This window comes from Shewanella sp. ZOR0012, from assembly GCF_000798835.1.
In the GTDB taxonomy this organism is placed as follows: domain Bacteria; phylum Pseudomonadota; class Gammaproteobacteria; order Enterobacterales; family Shewanellaceae; genus Shewanella; species Shewanella xiamenensis.
Genome location: NZ_JTLE01000094.1, coordinates 4,020,787 through 4,038,778, shown reverse-complemented (window position 1 = coordinate 4,038,778; position 17,992 = coordinate 4,020,787). Strand labels below are relative to the sequence as shown.

Below are 17,992 nucleotides of genomic sequence, written 5' to 3'. Positions count from 1 at the left end.
ATGTCCCAAGAGATTTCACGCAATTGGCCAGCTCCCGCCAAACTCAATCTGTTTTTGCATATCAACGGACGCCGCAGTGACGGTTACCATGAGTTGCAAACCCTATTTCAATTTGTTGACTGTTGCGATCAACTCGACTTTCGAGTGACTGACACACCTGAACTGATTTTGCACTCGGACATGTCAAACGTTGTCGCGGATAGCGATAACTTAATTCTGCGAGCCGCAAAATCACTGCAACAATCTACAGGTTATCGTGGCGGTGCTGAAATCTGGCTCGATAAACGTCTGCCCATGGGCGGCGGTTTAGGCGGTGGCTCCTCGGATGCAGCCACCACACTTGTCGCCTTGAATCAGTTATGGAATACCCAATTGTCTCATGATGAATTAGCGGCAATTGGATTAAAACTCGGTGCCGATATCCCTGTTTTTATTCATGGTTTCGCTGCATTTGCCGAGGGAGTTGGAGAGTGTTTACAGACGGTTAATCCCGCTGAATTATGGTATTTAATCATTGCCCCTGACGCTCATGTTTCTACCGCAGCGGTATTCCAAGATCCGCAGCTGCCGCGTAATACGCCTAAGCTTGGCATTGACACTTTACTGAGCCAATCTTGGAGAAATGATTGCCAAGAACTGGTCGTATCTAAATACCCTCAAGTTGCCAAGGCCTTAGGCTGGCTGCTAGAATATGCGCCGTCGAGAATGACCGGAACGGGCGCATGCGTGTTTGGGGAGTTTTCGTCGCAGCAGCAAGCTCTCGCAGCCTTGGCGAAATTACCGTCTGATATGCAAGGATTTGTTGCAAAAGGGATGAATATTTCGCCGCTCATAGTGCGACTCAATCGTCCATAAACTACTTTCTTCTAGAGCAACTTTTTTCACGATCGCCCACGGGTCCGCTCCCGTCCCCGCATCGTCGTTGCTCTAGCCACTAAAATATAAAGCAAACGCCTGAGGTTCATACAGTGCCCGACATCAAGCTCTTTGCTGGGAATGCCACCCCCAGTCTCGCTAAGAAGATAGCCGATCGTCTATTTTGTAAACTCGGAGACGCAGTGGTTGGTCGTTTCAGCGATGGTGAAATCAGTGTCCAAATCAACGAAAATGTACGTGGTGCCGATGTGTTTATCATCCAATCCACCTGCGCGCCGACTAACGATAACCTCATGGAACTGATCGTGATGGTTGATGCGCTACGCCGTGCATCTGCTGGTCGTATCACTGCTGTTATTCCTTACTTTGGTTATGCTCGTCAAGACCGTCGCGTCCGCAGCGCACGTGTACCTATTACGGCAAAAGTGGTTGCTGACTTCCTGTCTAGCGTCGGTGTTGACCGCGTTTTAACCTGTGATTTACACGCTGAGCAGATCCAAGGCTTCTTCGACGTTCCTGTTGATAACGTATTTGGTAGCCCAGTGCTATTAGAAGACATGGTTGCGAAGAAGTTAGATAACCCTGTGGTTGTCTCTCCTGACATCGGTGGCGTGGTTCGTGCTCGCGCAGTGGCAAAACTGTTAGACGATTCTGATTTGGCCATTATCGATAAACGTCGTCCACAGGCAAACGTTGCACAAGTCATGCACATTATCGGCGATGTTCAAGGCCGTGACTGCATTATCGTTGACGATATGATCGACACAGGCGGCACTCTGTGTAAAGCGGCTGAAGCCTTGAAAGAACATGGTGCAAACCGCGTATTTGCTTACGCAACTCACCCAGTGTTCTCTGGCAAAGCGGCTGAAAATATCACCAACTCAGTGATCGATGAAGTGATCGTCACAGATACCGTACCTTTAAGCCCTGAAATGCTGAAAGTGGCGAAAGTGACTCAACTGACGATGTCGGCGGTATTGGCGGAAGCCATTCGCCGTGTAAGCAACGAAGAGTCTATCTCTGCAATGTTCAGCCACTAATCTTACGGCACTTGCATAAAAAAACGCACCTCAAGGTGCGTTTTTTGTTTGCGCGTTTTAGCTTTGGTCTTAGTTTACATTTTAGGATTGAATCGACTTCTGCCTTATCCATCCACAAACTGCGCCTCAAAATGCTATAGAAACGCTCCCCAAGGTGCGCCTCTAGCATAATCGTTTAGATCTTAAAATGGCTCACAGCACTCACCAAATACTCGGCTCGGGTTCTTAACTCGTCCGATGCCGAAGCATTAGCATCGGCGGCATGGGAAGATTGCTCCGCAATATCGCGGATCACCACAACATTCTTATTCACTTCAGCAGCCACCATACTTTGCTCTTCAATTGCAGCAGCAATCTGCGTACTCATATCCATAATGTTTCGAACGTCATTATTGATAAGCTTTAGTAATTCCCCCGCTGCTGCGGCCTGCTCAGCACTCTCTGCACCTTGTTTTTGGCTCGCATCCATTAATTGCACAATAGAACGGGTTCGGCTTTGCAAGGTTTGAATAATATTAGCAATCTCCTGTGTCGATGTCTGGGTTCGCATCGCTAGACTACGCACCTCATCAGCCACAACAGCAAATCCACGCCCCTGCTCTCCAGCACGCGCCGCTTCAATCGCCGCATTGAGTGCGAGTAAGTTGGTTTGCTCAGCAATGCCGCGGATCACATCAAGCACACTGCCAATGGTTTCGCTATCGCGCTCAAGCTCGTCCACCACTGAAGCACTCGTATTAATTTGCTCAGATAACTGTCTAATTTTAAGAATCGTCTGCTCTACCTCAGTTTGCCCCAACTGAGCGTTATCATGGGTTTTACCCGCTTTGAGTGCCGCAAGCTCGGTCGTTTTAGCGATTTCATCAATGGTGGCGCCCATTTCGGTAATCGCGGTAGCCACCATATCAGTTTCGTTAAGTTGCTGCGCAACACCTTCAGAGGCAAGCATGGCATTCTCTGAGACACTCTTACTTGAGGTTTTGATAGTAGAGGCAGACTCAATAACCTGCTCGATAAGCTGCTGGAAACTGCCCACCATGCTATTGAAATGCTGTGCAATTTTGCCTAACTCATCTTGCGTTGATACATCGCATCTTAGGGTTAAGTTTTTACTCACTTCGATGCGTGAAATAACCTGTGTAATGCGCTCAACGGGGTTAATAATGCTACGGATTATTAGGTAAGTAATTATGCCGAGGATTAATGCAATTATCAGAAAGACAGCGATTCCAATATTCCTGCTGCTATTATCAGTCTCATCAATTGCTTTCAATGCAAGGTTATGCAGTTCATCGGCGCTAGATTCTGTTAATTTATTCGCGGCGATTAACTGTGCCATCGTGCCCTGTTTTTCATCTAAACCCAGTTGCTGCTCTTTACTAACGAGGCTTTTAAAGTCTTTTTGATATTGTTCGATCAATGCAACAATTTTATTTTGCGCATCAATATCTAAACTTGATGCCCTTAAGCTGCTATTAAACAAAGCAATATTGGCATCGAAGGTCTCGACATAGCTCATTTCACGGCGCAACATAAAATCTTTTTCATTGCGTCTAAGCTGCAACATGGCAACTTGCAAAGAAAGTTGATCGTATTCCTTCAGCATGGATTCCACATTGTGCACCGCAGTTCTTAAGGTGCCATAGAGACCTGTTTTGAGTGTTAAGCCAATTTCTTGTTGCAGTTGAACAACCTCATTAAAGGCCTGTTGATATTGATTTAAATTGCGGTCAAAACTTTCGAGGGAAGTAATAGGTACATCGTATTTTTTAAAGATTTTTTCAAGCTTAGGAATCATGTCATCAATTGAGGCATGAACTTGTTTATGTTTTTCAACATATTGAATATCTTTACGGCCAAAAAAGTCCTTTTCATTTTTACGCAGTAACAACACGTCACGCTCAAGTTCGAGCACGTTTTGCGCCGCGTGGGAGAGTTCCGACTCAACTGAATTTGTATAAAGCTGCAATCCAAACATGGCTATCACGGCCGTAACGGATACAGCAGCACTGAGTAACAATTTCGAGCGGATTAACATAAAAAGCCCCTAATAAATAACATCTCTTAAAAAGATAGTTGGGAGTCACGTCTTTTACAGTAAATATAGCCTTGACATAAAAAGTTCATCTTTCATTTATTGTTTTATCCGCTTCGGAACTTTCTCCATTTTTCGATTTACATTGACAGCCAAGTATAGTGGCAACTATGAAAGTATAATCTGTGATTTTACTTTCATAGAGTTATCATTCAGAATACCAACTGGTATAAAACCTGTAAGTTCATAAACTTAACTCTAAATTTTTGCCGCTAATTTTACTATAAAACTCGAACAAGTGATGCTAAATGAACTGATAAAAAATTTATTTTTATCGGATACAAACCTTTTGTGCTTTTCAGAGCGTCCAATCTATAAACATTCACTCAGATGACAGGAAAAGGCTGTGACGGCAGGGAGACTCCCACTCAACAATGCAATGTCAGAATTTGACCTCATCACCTTGGCTAGCCAAGGTAATAGAGCCGCATTTAAGCAGCTGTATTTACACCATCATCCAAGGATATATGCCCTATCACTGCGATTATCTGGCCAAGCCTCGCAGGCAGAAGAAATCACCCAAGAGTGCTTTATTTTGGTGTGGCAGAAATTGCCGCAATTTAGGGGAGAGAGTCAGTTCTCCACTTGGTTACACAGTATTTGTGTAAATCAGGCACTGAGCTTTATCCGTAAGCAAAAGTCGTTTTGGGCACGTTTTATCCCAATGGAGAGTGACGATGAACATTCAAGCGCCGATGAACATTATCAAGGGTTAGACAAGTTGATCCTCAAACTGCCAGAACGGGCGCGTATCGTGTTTGTACTCTGCGCGATTGAAGGCTATCAACATGAAGAAATTGCACAATTACTTGGTATTGCCGTGGGAACCAGTAAGACCCAGTACCACAGAGCCAAGCAATTACTACAGGAGATGCTGTAATGTCCTTATCTAATAATGCTCGCGAGGCCAAGCTCCAGCAGTTGATTGATGATACCCCCAAAACACTAACGCCCGAACGGGATCTTTGGCAAGGCATCGAAAAACGTATGGATAAGCCATTGGCGTCGCAACCAGCGAGTCGCCAAGCGCCGCGACTACAAGGTGCGCAATGGGCGATTGCCGCAACTATAGTGCTGGCGGTGTTCTTCGGGTTCTACACTCAAGCTCCGGTAAAAACGTCGCTCCCAGAACAAATCGCCAGCCAAGCTGCGGATGATGAGCAAGTGCTGCAAGCTCTGCTAAGCCAAATAGCCCAGACACATCAAGCCCAGGTGACGAGCCTCGCACAGACCCCAACGGTAGTCGCTTGGCAAACGAGCCGCTTTAGCGCGCCATTAGAGCAAGGCTTAGCGGAATTACGTCGTGCCGGCGAACAGATTTATCAAGCATTACAGGCTAATCCAACCGACAAACAACTTTGGCAACTCTGGCTTTGGGTGCAACAACGTGAACTCGATTTGCTACAACAAGGCCAAAAACTTCCGATTCAAAACTCAACACAAGGAAATAGCATATGAGCCATTTTACCCTCACGAAAACCAGTCTATTAGTGTCAACACTTTACCTTGGTCTTATGGGCAGCGTGTTCGCCGCTGAAAGTGTGGATAAACAGTTACCCATTAGCAGCGATACTCTGCTGCAAATAAAAATCCAACGGGGCGACGTGCAAATTCAAAGCTGGGATAAAAATGAAGTCAGCGTGACCGGCACTTTGGATGAGCTAAGCGAAGGTTTTGTCTTTGAGCAGAAAGGTAACAATCTGAATATCGAAGATAAAATGCCACGCCACTATAACGGCAGTGACAACAATGGCTCAAAGCTCACCATTAAAGTACCTAAAACCGTTAAGCTCAATGCCGATACGATTTCAGCTAATCTACAAATCAGCCAGACTCAAGGCGAGCTTGAACTCAATACCGTTAGTGGCAATATCAGCGCCGATAATTTGGGGGGTAATCCGACGCTACACACTGTCTCAGGCGATATCACCACCAAAGGATTAACAGGTAAAGTGATGTTAGATACAGTTTCTGGCGAGATTAAAGATTCTGAAAGCAAAGGCGAAATTAAATACCGCTTAGTCAGTGGCGATCTCAGCAGCCAAACCTTAGCCGACAAAGTCAACGTCGAGCAGGTTTCAGGCGAAATTAATGGCGACTTTAAAACCGCTAAAGAAGTTAATGTACGTACCGTTAGCGGCGACACCCAAGTGTCGCTAGCCAAAGTCTTTAATAAAGTTAATCTTGAAAGTGTCAGTGGCGATATGACTTTAAGCTTTGCCGATGTGCCCGATGCCAGCTTCGAGCTCAATGGCGGCCCAGGCGGCAAAATCAAAAACGGCTTGAGCCAAGATGTGCCACAAAGACAAAAATACGTACCGAATGAATCCTTAAGTTTCCAAACGGGTGCTGGTAGCGCCAGTGTGAAGATGGATACAATTAGCGGTAATCTGATCCTGAAAAAACAATAGCCTTATCAGAAAACACGAATTAGCGATAAAAATAGCAATAAAAATGCCGCTCATCAGGAGCGGCATTTTTTTAGCCAAATGGTGTTAAATCGAGGCGATTTCTTCGCTCGTCAGATAGCGCCATTCGCCTAGGGCAAGTTCGGAATCTAATTCAATTTTGCCAATACTTTCACGATGCAAGCCAACCACATGGTTGCCCACTGCGGCAAACATCCGCTTTACTTGATGATACTTACCCTCGGTAATGGTTAAACGCACCAACTGTGGCTCAATGATTTCAAGCACCGCGGGTTTTGTCAGGCCGTCCTCGTTTCTAAGCTCCACTCCAGCGGCAAAGACGCCAATCAGACTCTCATCCACAGGCTCTGCTAACGTCACTAAGTAACGCTTGCCACAGTCTTTTTTCGGCGAGGTGATCCGATGCGACCATTGACCATCGCTAGTGATCAGCACTAAACCTGTGGTATCGGCATCTAAACGGCCAGCAATGTGTAATGTTTCAGGCTTTTCGATATCCAGCAAACTCAATACCGATGGATAGGCTTCATCTATGGTCGAGCAAATCGTATCAACGGGCTTATTGAGCATAAGATAACGTTCGCCAACGAGAGAAATAGGCTCGCCGTCGAGGCATACTTGCATCCCCTCAAGCACTTTAAAGCCAGAGTCTTTGACTACAACGCCGTCACAGGTAATCTCACCACGGTGTAAGGCTTTTTTAGCTAGGGAACGTGTAAGTGAGGTACTTTCACAGATAAATTTGTCTAAACGCACTTGATGACTCAACTTCAATAAATGAAAACTGACGTATTATGAGCCCAATCAATAAAAGGACAAAGCCTAAACTAAAACGACTTCAGTACGTCGGCGTAAATAAAATAAGTACCTACTAACTCGGTAATGCTTGCATACGGTATGTTTGCTGCTTTTTAGGTCAATTTAAGTTATGGTAATTTTTAGTTACAACTGCCAGATAATAAATCCATCTTTAAAAGTGTAATCACCTTGTTTCGATTCCCACTAAAGCATTAACATACGTTGCATTGCGCCTGAAGCAATCCCATTTAGAACCCAAATAGCCCCAGATATGGGCACAATAACAAACTCGAAGGAAACGACATGAGAAAAGTACTCATTGGGGGACTGTGTGCCTCACTTATCGCGGGCCTTACTGCCTGTAATGACAAACCAGCACAAGTTAGCGCGCCCGAAACCGCTAAAACCGCCACAGCTGCCGCTGTCACTAAAGCATTGGGTTCTGGTATCGAATTTGACAACTTTGATAAATCAGTACGTCCACAGGACGATTTCTATAAATATGTTAACGGTACTTGGCTAAAAAAATCTGAAATTCCAGCCGATCGCACTAGCATTGGAGCCTTCTACGATCTGCGTGAAAAATCCCGTGACGATGTCAAAGCGATTATCGAAGAAGTCGCAGCTACGCCAAACCTAGCCGAAGGCACTGACGAGCAAAAAGTGGCCGATCTTTATCGTTCATTTATGGACACTGCCACATTAAACAAACTAGGTGTAACACCACTCAAAGGCGAGTTTGATGCCATCAACGCCTTAAAAGATAAAAACGAACTGGTTAAATACTTCGCCCATAGCCAGATCATGGGCGCAGGTACACCAATGGCGTTCTACATCGATATCGATGCGAAAAACTCTAGCCGTTACGCGACTCACCTGTATCAATACGGCCTAAGCCTGCCAGAAAAAGACTACTACTTTAACGAGTCAGAGCGTTTCGTTAATATTCGTAAAGCTTACCTTGCTCATATCGAAAAAATGTTCACGCTAGCTGGCCTTGCCAATCCAAAAGCCAGTGCAGAATCTATCCTCGCACTTGAAACCGCCATTGCCGCTAAACATTGGGATGTGGTTGAAACCCGCGATAGCACTAAATCCTATAACCTTTATCAAGTTAAAGATCTGCCAAGCTTAGCGCCAGATATCGACTGGACAGGCTACTTAGCGGCATTAGGTGCTGACAAACAAACCGATATTATCGTTAACCAACCAAGCTATATCCAAGGCCTGAACGAAGTCCTCAAAACGACCGATCTAGCAACTTGGAAAACCTACATGCAATGGCAAGTGCTGACCCACGCGGCGAGCAACTTGAGCGAAGACTTCGACAACGAAAACTTTGCCTTCTTCTCTAAAATCCTTAACGGTCAAGAAGAACAAGAACCACGTTGGAAGCGTGGTGTTGCGGCAGTCAACGGTGTATTAGGTGAAGTGGTGGGTAAAGTGTACGTGAAGCGTCACTTCGCTCCAGAAGCTAAAGAGCGTATGCAAGCACTGGTTGAAAACCTGCGCGGTGCCTACGGCGACAGCATCAAAGATCTGACTTGGATGAGCGATACCACTAAGCAAGCTGCTGCCGAAAAATTAGCGAAATTCAACCCGAAAATTGGTTATCCAAACAAGTGGGAAGATTACAGCAAACTGACCATCAAAGCCGATGATTTGATTGGTAACGCGGTTCGCGCAAGCGAAGTTGAGCACGCTAAGTCACTGGCTAAGTTAGGCGCGCCAATCGATAAAGACGAGTGGCACATGACCCCACAAACGGTTAACGCCTACTACAACCCAACCATGAACGAAATCGTGTTCCCAGCTGCCATTCTGCAACCACCATTCTTCAACATGGAAGCGGATGACGCTGTCAACTACGGTGGTATCGGTGCAGTAATTGGTCACGAAATGGGCCATGGTTTCGACGACCAAGGTGCTAAGTTCGATGGCGATGGTAATATGCGTGACTGGTGGACAGCGAAAGACTTAGAAGAATTCTCTGCCCGTGGTAAGGCGCTGATTGCACAATACGATGGTTACTATGTGTTTGACGATCTGCACGTGAACGGCAGCCTGACCTTAGGTGAAAACATCGGTGACTTATCAGGCGTGACTATTGCTTACCGCGCGTACAAAAAGTCACTCAATGGTAAAGAAGCCCCAGTTATCGATGGTCTGACTGGCGACCAACGTTTCTTCATCGGCTTCACCCAAATTTGGCGTGCAAAAGCCAAAGAAGAAGCCCTGCGTAACCGCGTAGCGACAGATCCACACTCACCAGCGGAATTCCGCGCACTGGGTGCACTGTCTAACATGCCAGAGTTTTACACCACCTATGATGTGAAACCAGGTGATGCAATGTATATCGCGCCAGAGAAACGCGTAAAAATTTGGTAATGCCAAATTAATTCAAGATTGTAGTTAACGCGACATAATCATGAAAGCGCAATGGCGCCGCTCACAATAGCGGTGCCATTTTTTTAGGTGCGAAAAATGTGAACCTAAGCCAAACATGAACAAGTCTTCATCATTGATTCAGCTTTAATTAAGCAACGTCAGCCTATGGTATCCCTGTGATGTGTATCACTCCCATAAGGAAGTAGGCCGTTATGAATAAGTTGTTTCGTACCTTTTTTATCTTTCTACTCTTATTATCGACCCGCACCGGTGTAGCCAATCCTCTAGATATCAATGACAGCAGAGCCGAACGTAGCAGCTATAGTGCAAGGCAAGCTCAAAGCCATGATCTGCAAGGGCTATATGCACTAAATACCCAAACCTTCGACACACCACGCCAATCTTTAAGCTGTTTAGATAAACTGTATTCAAATGCCCCTATTGCCCAAAATGAGCTAGGTAACTTATTGCAACGAGTCACTGCGGATACACAGGCGCAGGTGATTTTGCCCGACGTAAAAAGCTATCAACGCGCCGCCGAGAAGGTCGCCAGCAAATTTAAGGGGGATGCAAGCCAGATCACCGACCTTGCCCGCGCCAGCATTGTCAGTAACAGCATCTCTGAGCTGATGCAAAGCTATTACGCATTAAGCGAGCAAGCTCAGGTCGTAAAACAGAAAAACCGTTTCGCCGAGCCTAAAGCCTCAGGTTATCGCGACCTTAACTTACTGGTACGTTTGCCCGAAAGCGGCATGATTGCCGAAGTTCAATTACACCTTAAGGATATTGCCGACATTAAAAGCGGCCCAGAACACAAGGTTTACGAACAGGTTCAACAAATTGAAGCAAATGCGATAAAACAGCAACGTGCATTAAGTGAGTTTGAAACGGCACAGATCGCTAAGCTGCGCCAAGAGTCCCATAAGCTGTATCACAAAGCTTGGCTTAACTACAAACGCGTCGATGAAGGACTGCTGCTCACTAACTCAGTTGCTTAATCACCCGTTTGTTTTATCGCTTAACCGTTTAACGCTGTACCACTTCCACTGTTGCGCTGGCTATTTGTGAAAACAGATGCCAGCGCTTTTTTATGGCGTAACCCCAAACTCAACCAAAGCGTCACTGCTGCAAATACGCAAACAAAAGCCGAACTATCCCTGCTACAAGCTCACAGCCCTTCCCTCGCATCCAGCCTTGTTTCCCTATATAATCCCGCGCCATAAGGCGACCCTTAAGGAAATTCCATGCACGACATTATTGAGCAACTCCAAGAACGCAGCGAAACCGTACCTGTGCCACTCGAGTTACCGACATTCGAGCAGTTAGTGGAGGTTGAGGAACAGATTTTGATCCCGCTGCCACGGGAATTAAAGGAATACCTACTCCATGCCAGTGATGTGATTTATGGCGCGATTGAGCCTGTGACCGCAGCCGATCCCTATTCACACACCTATTTACCCGAAGTCACCTGCTATGCTTGGTCAATCGGCTTGCCGAGGGACTTAATCGCCATCTGCCAATTGGGCGATGACTTTTACTGTATCGATCAGGATGGCCAAGTTCACTTCTGGCAAAATGGTGACTTTACCGATACTTATTGGGAATCCTTCTGGGAATGGGTCGAAGATATTTGGCTTAAAAACAAATACTGATTTTACCGAGATTGTATTTTTATCAACTTGAGAACCGCATTATGTCTAAAAATATTGGCTTGAACGCCATCGAAATGAGCTACTTACGCCAATCACTCAGCCTCAGTGCGGCTCAAGTTGGACAACTGACCAACCACAGCGAAGCCGATGTCTTAGCGTGGGAAAATGCTGAAACACAGGCCCCTGAACAGGCACAGAAAAAGCTGTTAGATCTCGACGATATTATCGAGATGCAAGTACTGAATACCACAGACGGAATCGAAGCCTTGTTTAAGAAAGAGCCTAAACGTCACCTAGCCTTCGTGGTGTATCCAACCCAAGCCGTTTACACCCAATATAATCCTGAATTTTTAAGCTCGCTGCCGTTAACTGAGCTGTACAACACAGCGGCGTGGCGCATTAAGAAAGAATGTAAACTGGTGCTCGAAGTGGATGTTAGCTTAGTCAATCTCGATGTCGAAGCCTACAAGGCATTCCGTGAGCAAAATGGATTAAGTGAGAGCCGTGAAAGCCGTGCGAAATGGGCGGCAACTCAGCTATAAACGCTAAACGACTTAAGCAAAAAGGGCAGAAGTAAATCTTCTGCCCTTTTGTTTTTAATGCCTAAATCAGATTAAACCTGCGCCGCAGCAGCGACAGCATCCATTTTGGCCAACGCCGATTTACGCGCAGGACGCGCTGCAATTCTATCGCGATACGCCGCCAATTTAGGCGGGATCTGCTGCTCAAATAAAGTGCCCCACATCAATGTATGTGCCAGCAGAATATCGGCAACCGACAAGGTGTCACCGAGTAAAAAGTCACTATCGGGCAGCATAGCTTCGGCCAAGGCCGCCGCCTTATTAAACTCCCACACAGCGCAAGGCATGATGGAAGGATGACGCTGCGCTTCCGGCAGCGCGAATTTATGCTTGCCTAGGGTCCATAGAGGCTGCTCGAGTTCGGTAATAATAAAGCTCACCCATTGATGATGCAGACCCGATGCCGCACTGCCCGCTTCAGGTAACAACTTGCCAAACTTCTCCGCCAGATACAGGCAAATAGCCGCAGACTCAGACAACACAAGATTATCATCGGTTAACACAGGCACTTTGCCACAGGGATTGAGCGTTAAGAAAGCGGCGCTACGGTGCTCGCCCTTATTCATATCCACAAACGAAAAGGCCCACTCGGCGCCTAACTCTTCTAGCACCCAGGCGACTCGTAATGCACGGCTGCGGGGCATGCCATATAAGGTGATCATATTAACGTCCTTTTAGTGATGACTGATTAACGAGAACGAAGATACACTCTGTCGCGGCAGAGTAAAATACAAAAACGGCGCCGAAGCGCCGTTTCAAATGACTCGGCCAATGACTCATTAGAAGTTCATTGTCAGTTTGGTATAGATATAACGTCCCATAGGGTTGTGTACAGAAATCACATAACCATAGAGGTCGGTATCACCGTCACCAATCGCAAACGGTGGCTCTTCATCGAACACATTGTTCACGCCTAATGTCAGCTTAAACATCTCGTTGAAACGGTAACTACCTGACATATCAACTAATAACTGTGCATCAACCATACGAGACTTGTTGGTTTCGAAGTCTAACACGCCATCAAAGTCGATATCTGGAGTATCTTCGAATTCACCGATATAACTCAGGTTTACGTTGGCCGCGAAGTTATCCATGGTCCAGTTCGTGGTGAGTAACCAGCGATGTTGTGGGAACTTGTACTCGCCAGTGTAATCGAGACCGTCTTTTTCGAAGTTATGTAAGTAGCTGTACTCTAGACCAAACTTCAAATCACCAAAGTTATCTAACTCAAGACCATAGTGGGTTGACAGGTCAACACCCTGCACATCCTGCGAGCTTAAATTGATAAAGCTTGAGTGAATAATGCTGATAGGACCTAAGGTTTGACCCACTTGCGGTGCTAAACGCTCACACACAGTACTGTTTTGATCATTACAGTTTGCGGTGTAAATATCACCCAATGGCTGCTTATCGATCTTGTTATCTTGAGTAATGCTGTAAACATCGAATCCGATATCAAACTTCTGGCTTGGTGCCCAAATCATCCCCAAGTTCCATGTTTCTGACTCTTCGGCATCCAACTCAGAGTTACCTTGGAATTCAGTGTTATAGTCGAGCGCTTCACAATCCACACCATCGGCGGCGCAGCGATAAGTATCGATAAAGAAGCTACTTTCGCGAGATGGACCTAAACCGATTTGTGCTAATGAAGGTGCACGGAAACCCGTTGACCAAGATCCACGGCTCGTCAGCTCATCGGTAATCCCCCATTGGAACGCCACTTTAGGGTTAGTGGTTGAACCAAAATCGCTGTAGTGGTCATAACGACCTGCAAGTTGAAGCTTAAAGTTATCTGTCACTGGAATAGAGAACTCCACATAACCCGCGTATTGGTCACGAGAGGCCGCCGCAGAAACCGCTTCGGTACCGAAAATCAGCCCACGTTGGAACTGTTCATCCGGCACGTCGCTCACGCTTTCTTCACGGTATTCTACACCCGCTGCCATCATAATATCGCGGTCCGCCAGCGTGAACGCTTGACCCGAAATGTTCGCCGCATATGAAGTCATGCTCGACAAACCTTGGCGGACAAGGCTAGTCGTGATGGCATCGATCACATCCTGCGAGTTCATCGTGCCACCAAAAGGATTGTAGCGGCCAGCATCGATCTCAGCTTGTAGATAATCGGTTCTGACCCAACCTTGGCTACGATCGCCAGTTTGCATCGATTCACTGCGGCCGCGTTGTACCGAGGCTTCCCAATCCCAAGTTTTGATAGTGCCACGTAATCCAGCAACTAAACGCAGGGTATCAGACTCAATATCCCAACGGCGTGCGCCCGCATCCACAGTACGGAAACGACCGATTTCAATATCTTTGCCCCAAGGATTATTAGGGTGGGTACCCGGTACAGTTAAGGCCGCATCTTCATCCAGAGGTGTGGGCGCACCACCCGCAATAGAGGAGTTATGTTGCGCCGCTAACTCGAGGAAAGCAGTCAAATCGTCATTGAAATGGTAATCGAATTGACCAATAGCCCCGATACGTTCAGCTTCAGGGATCACTAGGTTGTAAGGGCCGTAGTCGAATAGACAACTGCCACTAGCTGTTGCGCGATCGGGCGGACAGGATGGGTCGATAGTCTTCACGCCATCAACATAAAAATAACCGGGGAAACCACGGGAAGAACGAAAATCCTCACCACCATAAGGACTTTGATCCGCAGTGCCAAAACGGCCTAAATCGGTCGCTGACAGCGTTTCGTTTTTAAAGTAATCAAGGATAATAGATGCACTGCCCTTTTCGGATTTGGTTCCCCACACAACACTCGCCGTGGTTTCATCGTAACCCGTACCAGGGGTGTCGCCGTAACCTAAGTTAACCTCAATCCCTTCGATGTCTTTTTTCAAGACAATGTTGACTACGCCCGCAATCGCATCGGAACCGTAAATCGCCGACGCACCATCTTTCAGAATATCTATTCGCTCAATCGCTGAAACCGGAATGTTGTTAATGTCGACGAAGGAGTTAGTGATACCTTCAGCAAAAGCACTTGCCGCGACACGACGACCGTTGATCAATACCAGAGTGGCGTCAGGGCCTAAGCCACGTAAACTGATCGAGGCTCCGCCGTTAGCTGTTGAGTCTTGGCTGTTACCACGGGTAGAGAAAGCACCTGCACCGTTCGCAGGCATCCGCTCGAGTAACTGCTGCAGGTTGTCAAACCCCATGTTAGCAATATCTTCTTTGCCGATGGATTGTATCGGCGACGGTCCCTCAATATCGGTACGCTTAATACGAGAACCCGTCACTTCAATTCGTTCAACTTTATCAGCACCATTTTCAGCTGCATAGCTAACATTCGGGGCAAACGCCATTGCGATCGCGATAGCACAAGCATTGGGTAGAATCTGAGGTCTTTTCATTTGCATTCCCTAACTTTAGTATTGTTGGAATTAATTTACTTTAATTCAACTTTTTATTAACAATATTCAAGGTAATGTGTTGTGAAACAAAGTCAATGGCCCACTGAAAAAAGTTAAACTTTTGTTACTAATAAAAACCATGTATTTTTCAGCACAAACATCTCAAGATAGTTAACAACTCACTGCATAAAATAGGGACGAAAATGCAAGAACAAACGATTCATGAAGCCGAATTTGAAGCCAACTTAGGCATGTATTGGTTACTCGCAGGGGCCGCTTACTTCACCCTAAGCATTGTAGGTATACCTTTGTTATTGCTTTGGTTTCCTCTTGGCTTATGGGGGACGCGTCGCTATATCAACAATATGAGCGCGCGTCTCACCAGCAAAAAACTTATTGTGCGTAGAGGCATATTAACCCGCACCGAAAATACCGTTCCCTTAGATAAAATCACCGATATCGCCTTAATCCAAGGTCCCATAATGCGCCTAATGGGATTACATAAACTCACAGTCGAAACTGCTGGACAATCGGGAACGGGTGCCTTAATCAGTTTAGTGGGCATAGTCGATGCCCCTAGTTTTAGAGCACAGATTTTGGAGCAGAAGGAGCGCTTGAGTGACAAGCATCCACAATCTGAAGCATTACCAGCTACAAACGATAATGCGCTACTCGGCCAGCTTGTCGAAATAACCGCCAGTTTAAAACGTATCGAAGGCTTACTCGCATCCAAACACGATGCTTAACAGTTAATTCGATCCAAATTTAGAATGTATGCATTAATATCAAACAGATAAATTTTCACCGATAAGGAAGTACGCACCACGCCATGGACAACTCTGAAGTTAAACCACTCTCCATCAATTGGACTGCACAGCTCGCCCTTGGCATAAAAGCCATGGGACCTGGAGTGTTGATGGCCGCCGCAGCGATTGGGGCTTCACATTTAGTATCATCCACTCGCGCCGGCGCAGAATTTGGTTGGCAATTGGCTTGGGTCATTCTTGGCGTAAATTTGCTGAAATACCCCTTCTTTGCCGCAGGTGCGCGTTACACCGCCGCCACGGGCGAAAGTTTACTGCATGGATATCTTAAGCAAGGTCGGGGTTATCTATGGCTATTCACAGGCCTCAATGTGATCGCCTCTATTGCAAGCACCGCTGGGGTCTGCATGCTAACAGCCGCCATGCTCACCCAGTTTATTCCATTACCCATAGATATTTTGGCGTTACTGGTGCTGATAAGCTCACTGTTGTTATTGATTTTAGGGCATTATTCTCTGCTCGATAAACTGACCAAAATCATTATGTTTGCCCTGACGCTCACCACTTTAATTGCGGTCGCGCTGGCATTTGATCATATGAAAGCACTGGAAAGTCAGTTTGTGTCGCCCTCACCTTGGCAGTGGGCCCATGTGGGATTTTTAGTCGCGATGATGGGCTGGATGCCTGCACCGATTGAAGTCAGCGCATGGAATTCATTGTGGTTGCTGGAAAAACAAAAGACTTCGCTGGTAACACCATCACAAGCTCTGCTCGATTTTAACTTAGGCTATATCATCACCGCCCTGCTGGCAGTGGTCTTTCTGGCATTAGGCGCTCTGGTAATGCATGGCAGCGGCGAACATTTTTCTGAATCGGGTGCCCAATTTGCAAATCAGTTAATCAACTTATATAGCCAAGTCATGGGCGGTGAAAGCAGATATTTGATTGGCATAGTGGCGTTTTTATGTATTTTCAGCACCACTGTCACCGTCATCGATGGCTATAGCCGGACCCTAAACATGGGCTGGCAACTACTCTCCAAGTCAGTAGTGTCAGAAGTACAAGCGGATAAACTTCTGACAGGCATTATGCTCGGTGTCAGTGCGTTAGGATTGTTGTTAATCCTGTTTTTTAAGGGCGCACTGCTGCCATTACTGGAGTTTGTGATGATCTTGGCCTTTATGACCACTGTCGTCTTTGCATGGTTAAATTATCGCTTAATGACCAGCAGCCAACTCCCAGAAGCAGACCGCTACGGTACAAAGATGAAATGCCTCTCTTGGATAGGCTTAAGTTATTTACTTATTTTTGCCGTACTTTTTATTTACTGGTACTGGGTAAAGGCCTAGCAGGTGTTCAACACTAGCGTGATATTAATGATTAACACCACAAATACCGCTGAATCCTGCATCTTCAGGTTGTTTGGGTATATACTATCTGCTCTTAAACCAGACTGCGCAGCCGCGCCTAGAGATGACCATGATAAACAATGATATTTTGCGCCGTTTGCGCTTCGTATTCGATTTTAGCAACGCCAAAATGATTAAGATTTTTGCCAAAGTGGGTAGAGAAGTCTCCACCGAAGAGATGATTAACTTACTGCGCAAAGAAGAGGAAGAAGGTTATAAAGCCTGTAACGATACCACCCTATGTCAGTTTTTAGATGGTCTAATCATCGAAAAGCGTGGTCTACGTGAAGGTGCTGAAATTCCTAAACCTGTATCAAAATTAAACAATAACTTAATCTTCAAAAAATTACGTGTTGCCCTCGAAATGCGTGAGGAAGATATTGTGGCCACCCTAGCGCTCGCCGAAGTGCAAATGTCTAAATCTGAATTAAGTGCCCTGTTCCGCAACCCGGACCATAAAAACTTCAAAGCCTGTGGCGATCAGATCCTGCGTAACTTTATCCGCGGCCTCTCACTGAAATATCGCGGCGTCTAATCCTGCTAGCATCAATGCAAATCTTGCTAAGATTAGCCTGAAAACTAAAAATCCGAATAT

At 46.1% G+C, this 17,992-nt stretch carries 16 protein-coding genes; 12 read left to right on the top strand and 4 right to left on the bottom strand.

Translation table 11 applies throughout. The features are described 5' to 3' along the window. Nucleotides 1-855, top strand: a complete 855-nt coding sequence (gene ispE, locus L976_RS19375; RefSeq protein ID WP_047539434.1) for a 4-(cytidine 5'-diphospho)-2-C-methyl-D-erythritol kinase — start codon at nucleotides 1-3, stop codon at nucleotides 853-855. A 113-nt stretch (nucleotides 856-968) separates the two neighbouring features. Beyond that, nucleotides 969-1,916 carry a ribose-phosphate pyrophosphokinase gene (locus L976_RS19370; RefSeq protein WP_037422243.1) on the top strand — a complete coding sequence of 316 codons (948 nt, stop codon included), beginning with the start codon at nucleotides 969-971 and terminating at the stop codon, nucleotides 1,914-1,916. A gap of 175 nt (nucleotides 1,917-2,091) precedes the next feature. On the opposite strand, the gene L976_RS19365 is transcribed toward L976_RS19370, so the two are convergent. Beyond that, on the bottom strand, nucleotides 2,092-3,954 hold the full coding sequence (locus tag L976_RS19365) for a methyl-accepting chemotaxis protein (protein ID WP_047539432.1): 1,863 nt from the start codon (nucleotides 3,952-3,954) through the stop codon (nucleotides 2,092-2,094). Nucleotides 3,955-4,357: 403 nt separating this feature from the next. Here L976_RS19365 and L976_RS19360 point away from each other — a divergent pair, with 403 nt between their 5' ends. The 3 genes from L976_RS19360 to L976_RS19350 are packed head-to-tail and all read left to right on the top strand — an operon-like array spanning nucleotide 4,358 to nucleotide 6,422. After that, on the top strand, nucleotides 4,358-4,891 hold the full coding sequence (locus tag L976_RS19360) for an RNA polymerase sigma factor (RefSeq protein ID WP_037422238.1): 534 nt from the start codon (nucleotides 4,358-4,360) through the stop codon (nucleotides 4,889-4,891). Continuing rightward, nucleotides 4,891-5,469: an anti-sigma factor gene (locus tag L976_RS19355; protein ID WP_037422236.1), complete on the top strand. Its 579-nt coding sequence runs from the start codon at nucleotides 4,891-4,893 to the stop codon at nucleotides 5,467-5,469. Before L976_RS19360 ends, L976_RS19355 begins: the two co-directional genes overlap by 1 nt. Continuing rightward, on the top strand, nucleotides 5,466-6,422 hold the full coding sequence (locus tag L976_RS19350; protein ID WP_047539429.1) for a DUF4097 family beta strand repeat-containing protein: 957 nt from the start codon (nucleotides 5,466-5,468) through the stop codon (nucleotides 6,420-6,422). The genes L976_RS19355 and L976_RS19350 overlap by 4 nt, the downstream gene beginning before the upstream one ends. 84 nt (nucleotides 6,423-6,506) lie before the next feature. Here L976_RS19350 and rsuA read toward each other — a convergent pair whose 3' ends face one another. Then, nucleotides 6,507-7,196 carry a 16S rRNA pseudouridine(516) synthase RsuA gene (rsuA, locus tag L976_RS19345; protein ID WP_047539426.1) on the bottom strand — a complete coding sequence of 230 codons (690 nt, stop codon included), beginning with the start codon at nucleotides 7,194-7,196 and terminating at the stop codon, nucleotides 6,507-6,509. A 345-nt stretch (nucleotides 7,197-7,541) separates the two neighbouring features. Between rsuA and L976_RS19340 the strand changes: the two genes are divergently transcribed. The 4 genes from L976_RS19340 to L976_RS19325 all read left to right on the top strand — a co-directional run bounded on the left by L976_RS19340 (nucleotide 7,542) and on the right by L976_RS19325 (nucleotide 11,820). Next, nucleotides 7,542-9,626 (top strand): M13 family metallopeptidase, encoded by a 2,085-nt coding sequence (locus L976_RS19340; RefSeq protein ID WP_047539424.1) that lies wholly within the window; start codon nucleotides 7,542-7,544, stop codon nucleotides 9,624-9,626. Between the two features lie 212 nt (nucleotides 9,627-9,838). Further along, nucleotides 9,839-10,624 carry a RelA/SpoT domain-containing protein gene (locus L976_RS19335; RefSeq protein WP_037422229.1) on the top strand — a complete coding sequence of 262 codons (786 nt, stop codon included), beginning with the start codon at nucleotides 9,839-9,841 and terminating at the stop codon, nucleotides 10,622-10,624. 246 nt (nucleotides 10,625-10,870) lie between these two features. Continuing rightward, nucleotides 10,871-11,278, top strand: coding sequence for an SMI1/KNR4 family protein (locus tag L976_RS19330; RefSeq protein ID WP_011623923.1), 408 nt, complete (start codon nucleotides 10,871-10,873; stop codon nucleotides 11,276-11,278). Nucleotides 11,279-11,319: 41 nt separating this feature from the next. Further along, the gene (locus L976_RS19325) at nucleotides 11,320-11,820 is read left to right on the top strand and encodes a DUF4447 family protein (RefSeq protein ID WP_047539418.1); all 501 of its coding nucleotides are present in this window, start codon (nucleotides 11,320-11,322) and stop codon (nucleotides 11,818-11,820) included. Between the two features lie 71 nt (nucleotides 11,821-11,891). Here L976_RS19325 and L976_RS19320 read toward each other — a convergent pair whose 3' ends face one another. Together L976_RS19320 and L976_RS19315 are read right to left on the bottom strand one after the other, a co-directional pair. Beyond that, a complete protein-coding gene (locus tag L976_RS19320) occupies nucleotides 11,892-12,521 on the bottom strand; it encodes a glutathione S-transferase family protein (RefSeq protein WP_047539415.1) in 630 nt (209 codons plus the stop codon). 117 nt (nucleotides 12,522-12,638) lie between these two features. Next, nucleotides 12,639-15,224 (bottom strand): TonB-dependent receptor plug domain-containing protein, encoded by a 2,586-nt coding sequence (locus tag L976_RS19315; protein WP_047539412.1) that lies wholly within the window; start codon nucleotides 15,222-15,224, stop codon nucleotides 12,639-12,641. Nucleotides 15,225-15,427: 203 nt separating this feature from the next. On the opposite strand from L976_RS19315, the gene L976_RS19310 reads away from it, so the two are divergent. From L976_RS19310 to L976_RS19300, 3 genes are all read left to right on the top strand, one after another. Next, nucleotides 15,428-15,970, top strand: coding sequence for a PH domain-containing protein (locus L976_RS19310; RefSeq protein WP_047539409.1), 543 nt, complete (start codon nucleotides 15,428-15,430; stop codon nucleotides 15,968-15,970). Between the two features lie 83 nt (nucleotides 15,971-16,053). Next, on the top strand, nucleotides 16,054-17,337 hold the full coding sequence (locus L976_RS19305; protein ID WP_047539405.1) for an Nramp family divalent metal transporter: 1,284 nt from the start codon (nucleotides 16,054-16,056) through the stop codon (nucleotides 17,335-17,337). A gap of 130 nt (nucleotides 17,338-17,467) precedes the next feature. Further along, nucleotides 17,468-17,932: a DUF1456 family protein gene (locus tag L976_RS19300; protein WP_037422212.1), complete on the top strand. Its 465-nt coding sequence runs from the start codon at nucleotides 17,468-17,470 to the stop codon at nucleotides 17,930-17,932. Nucleotides 17,933-17,992 lie beyond the last annotated feature (60 nt).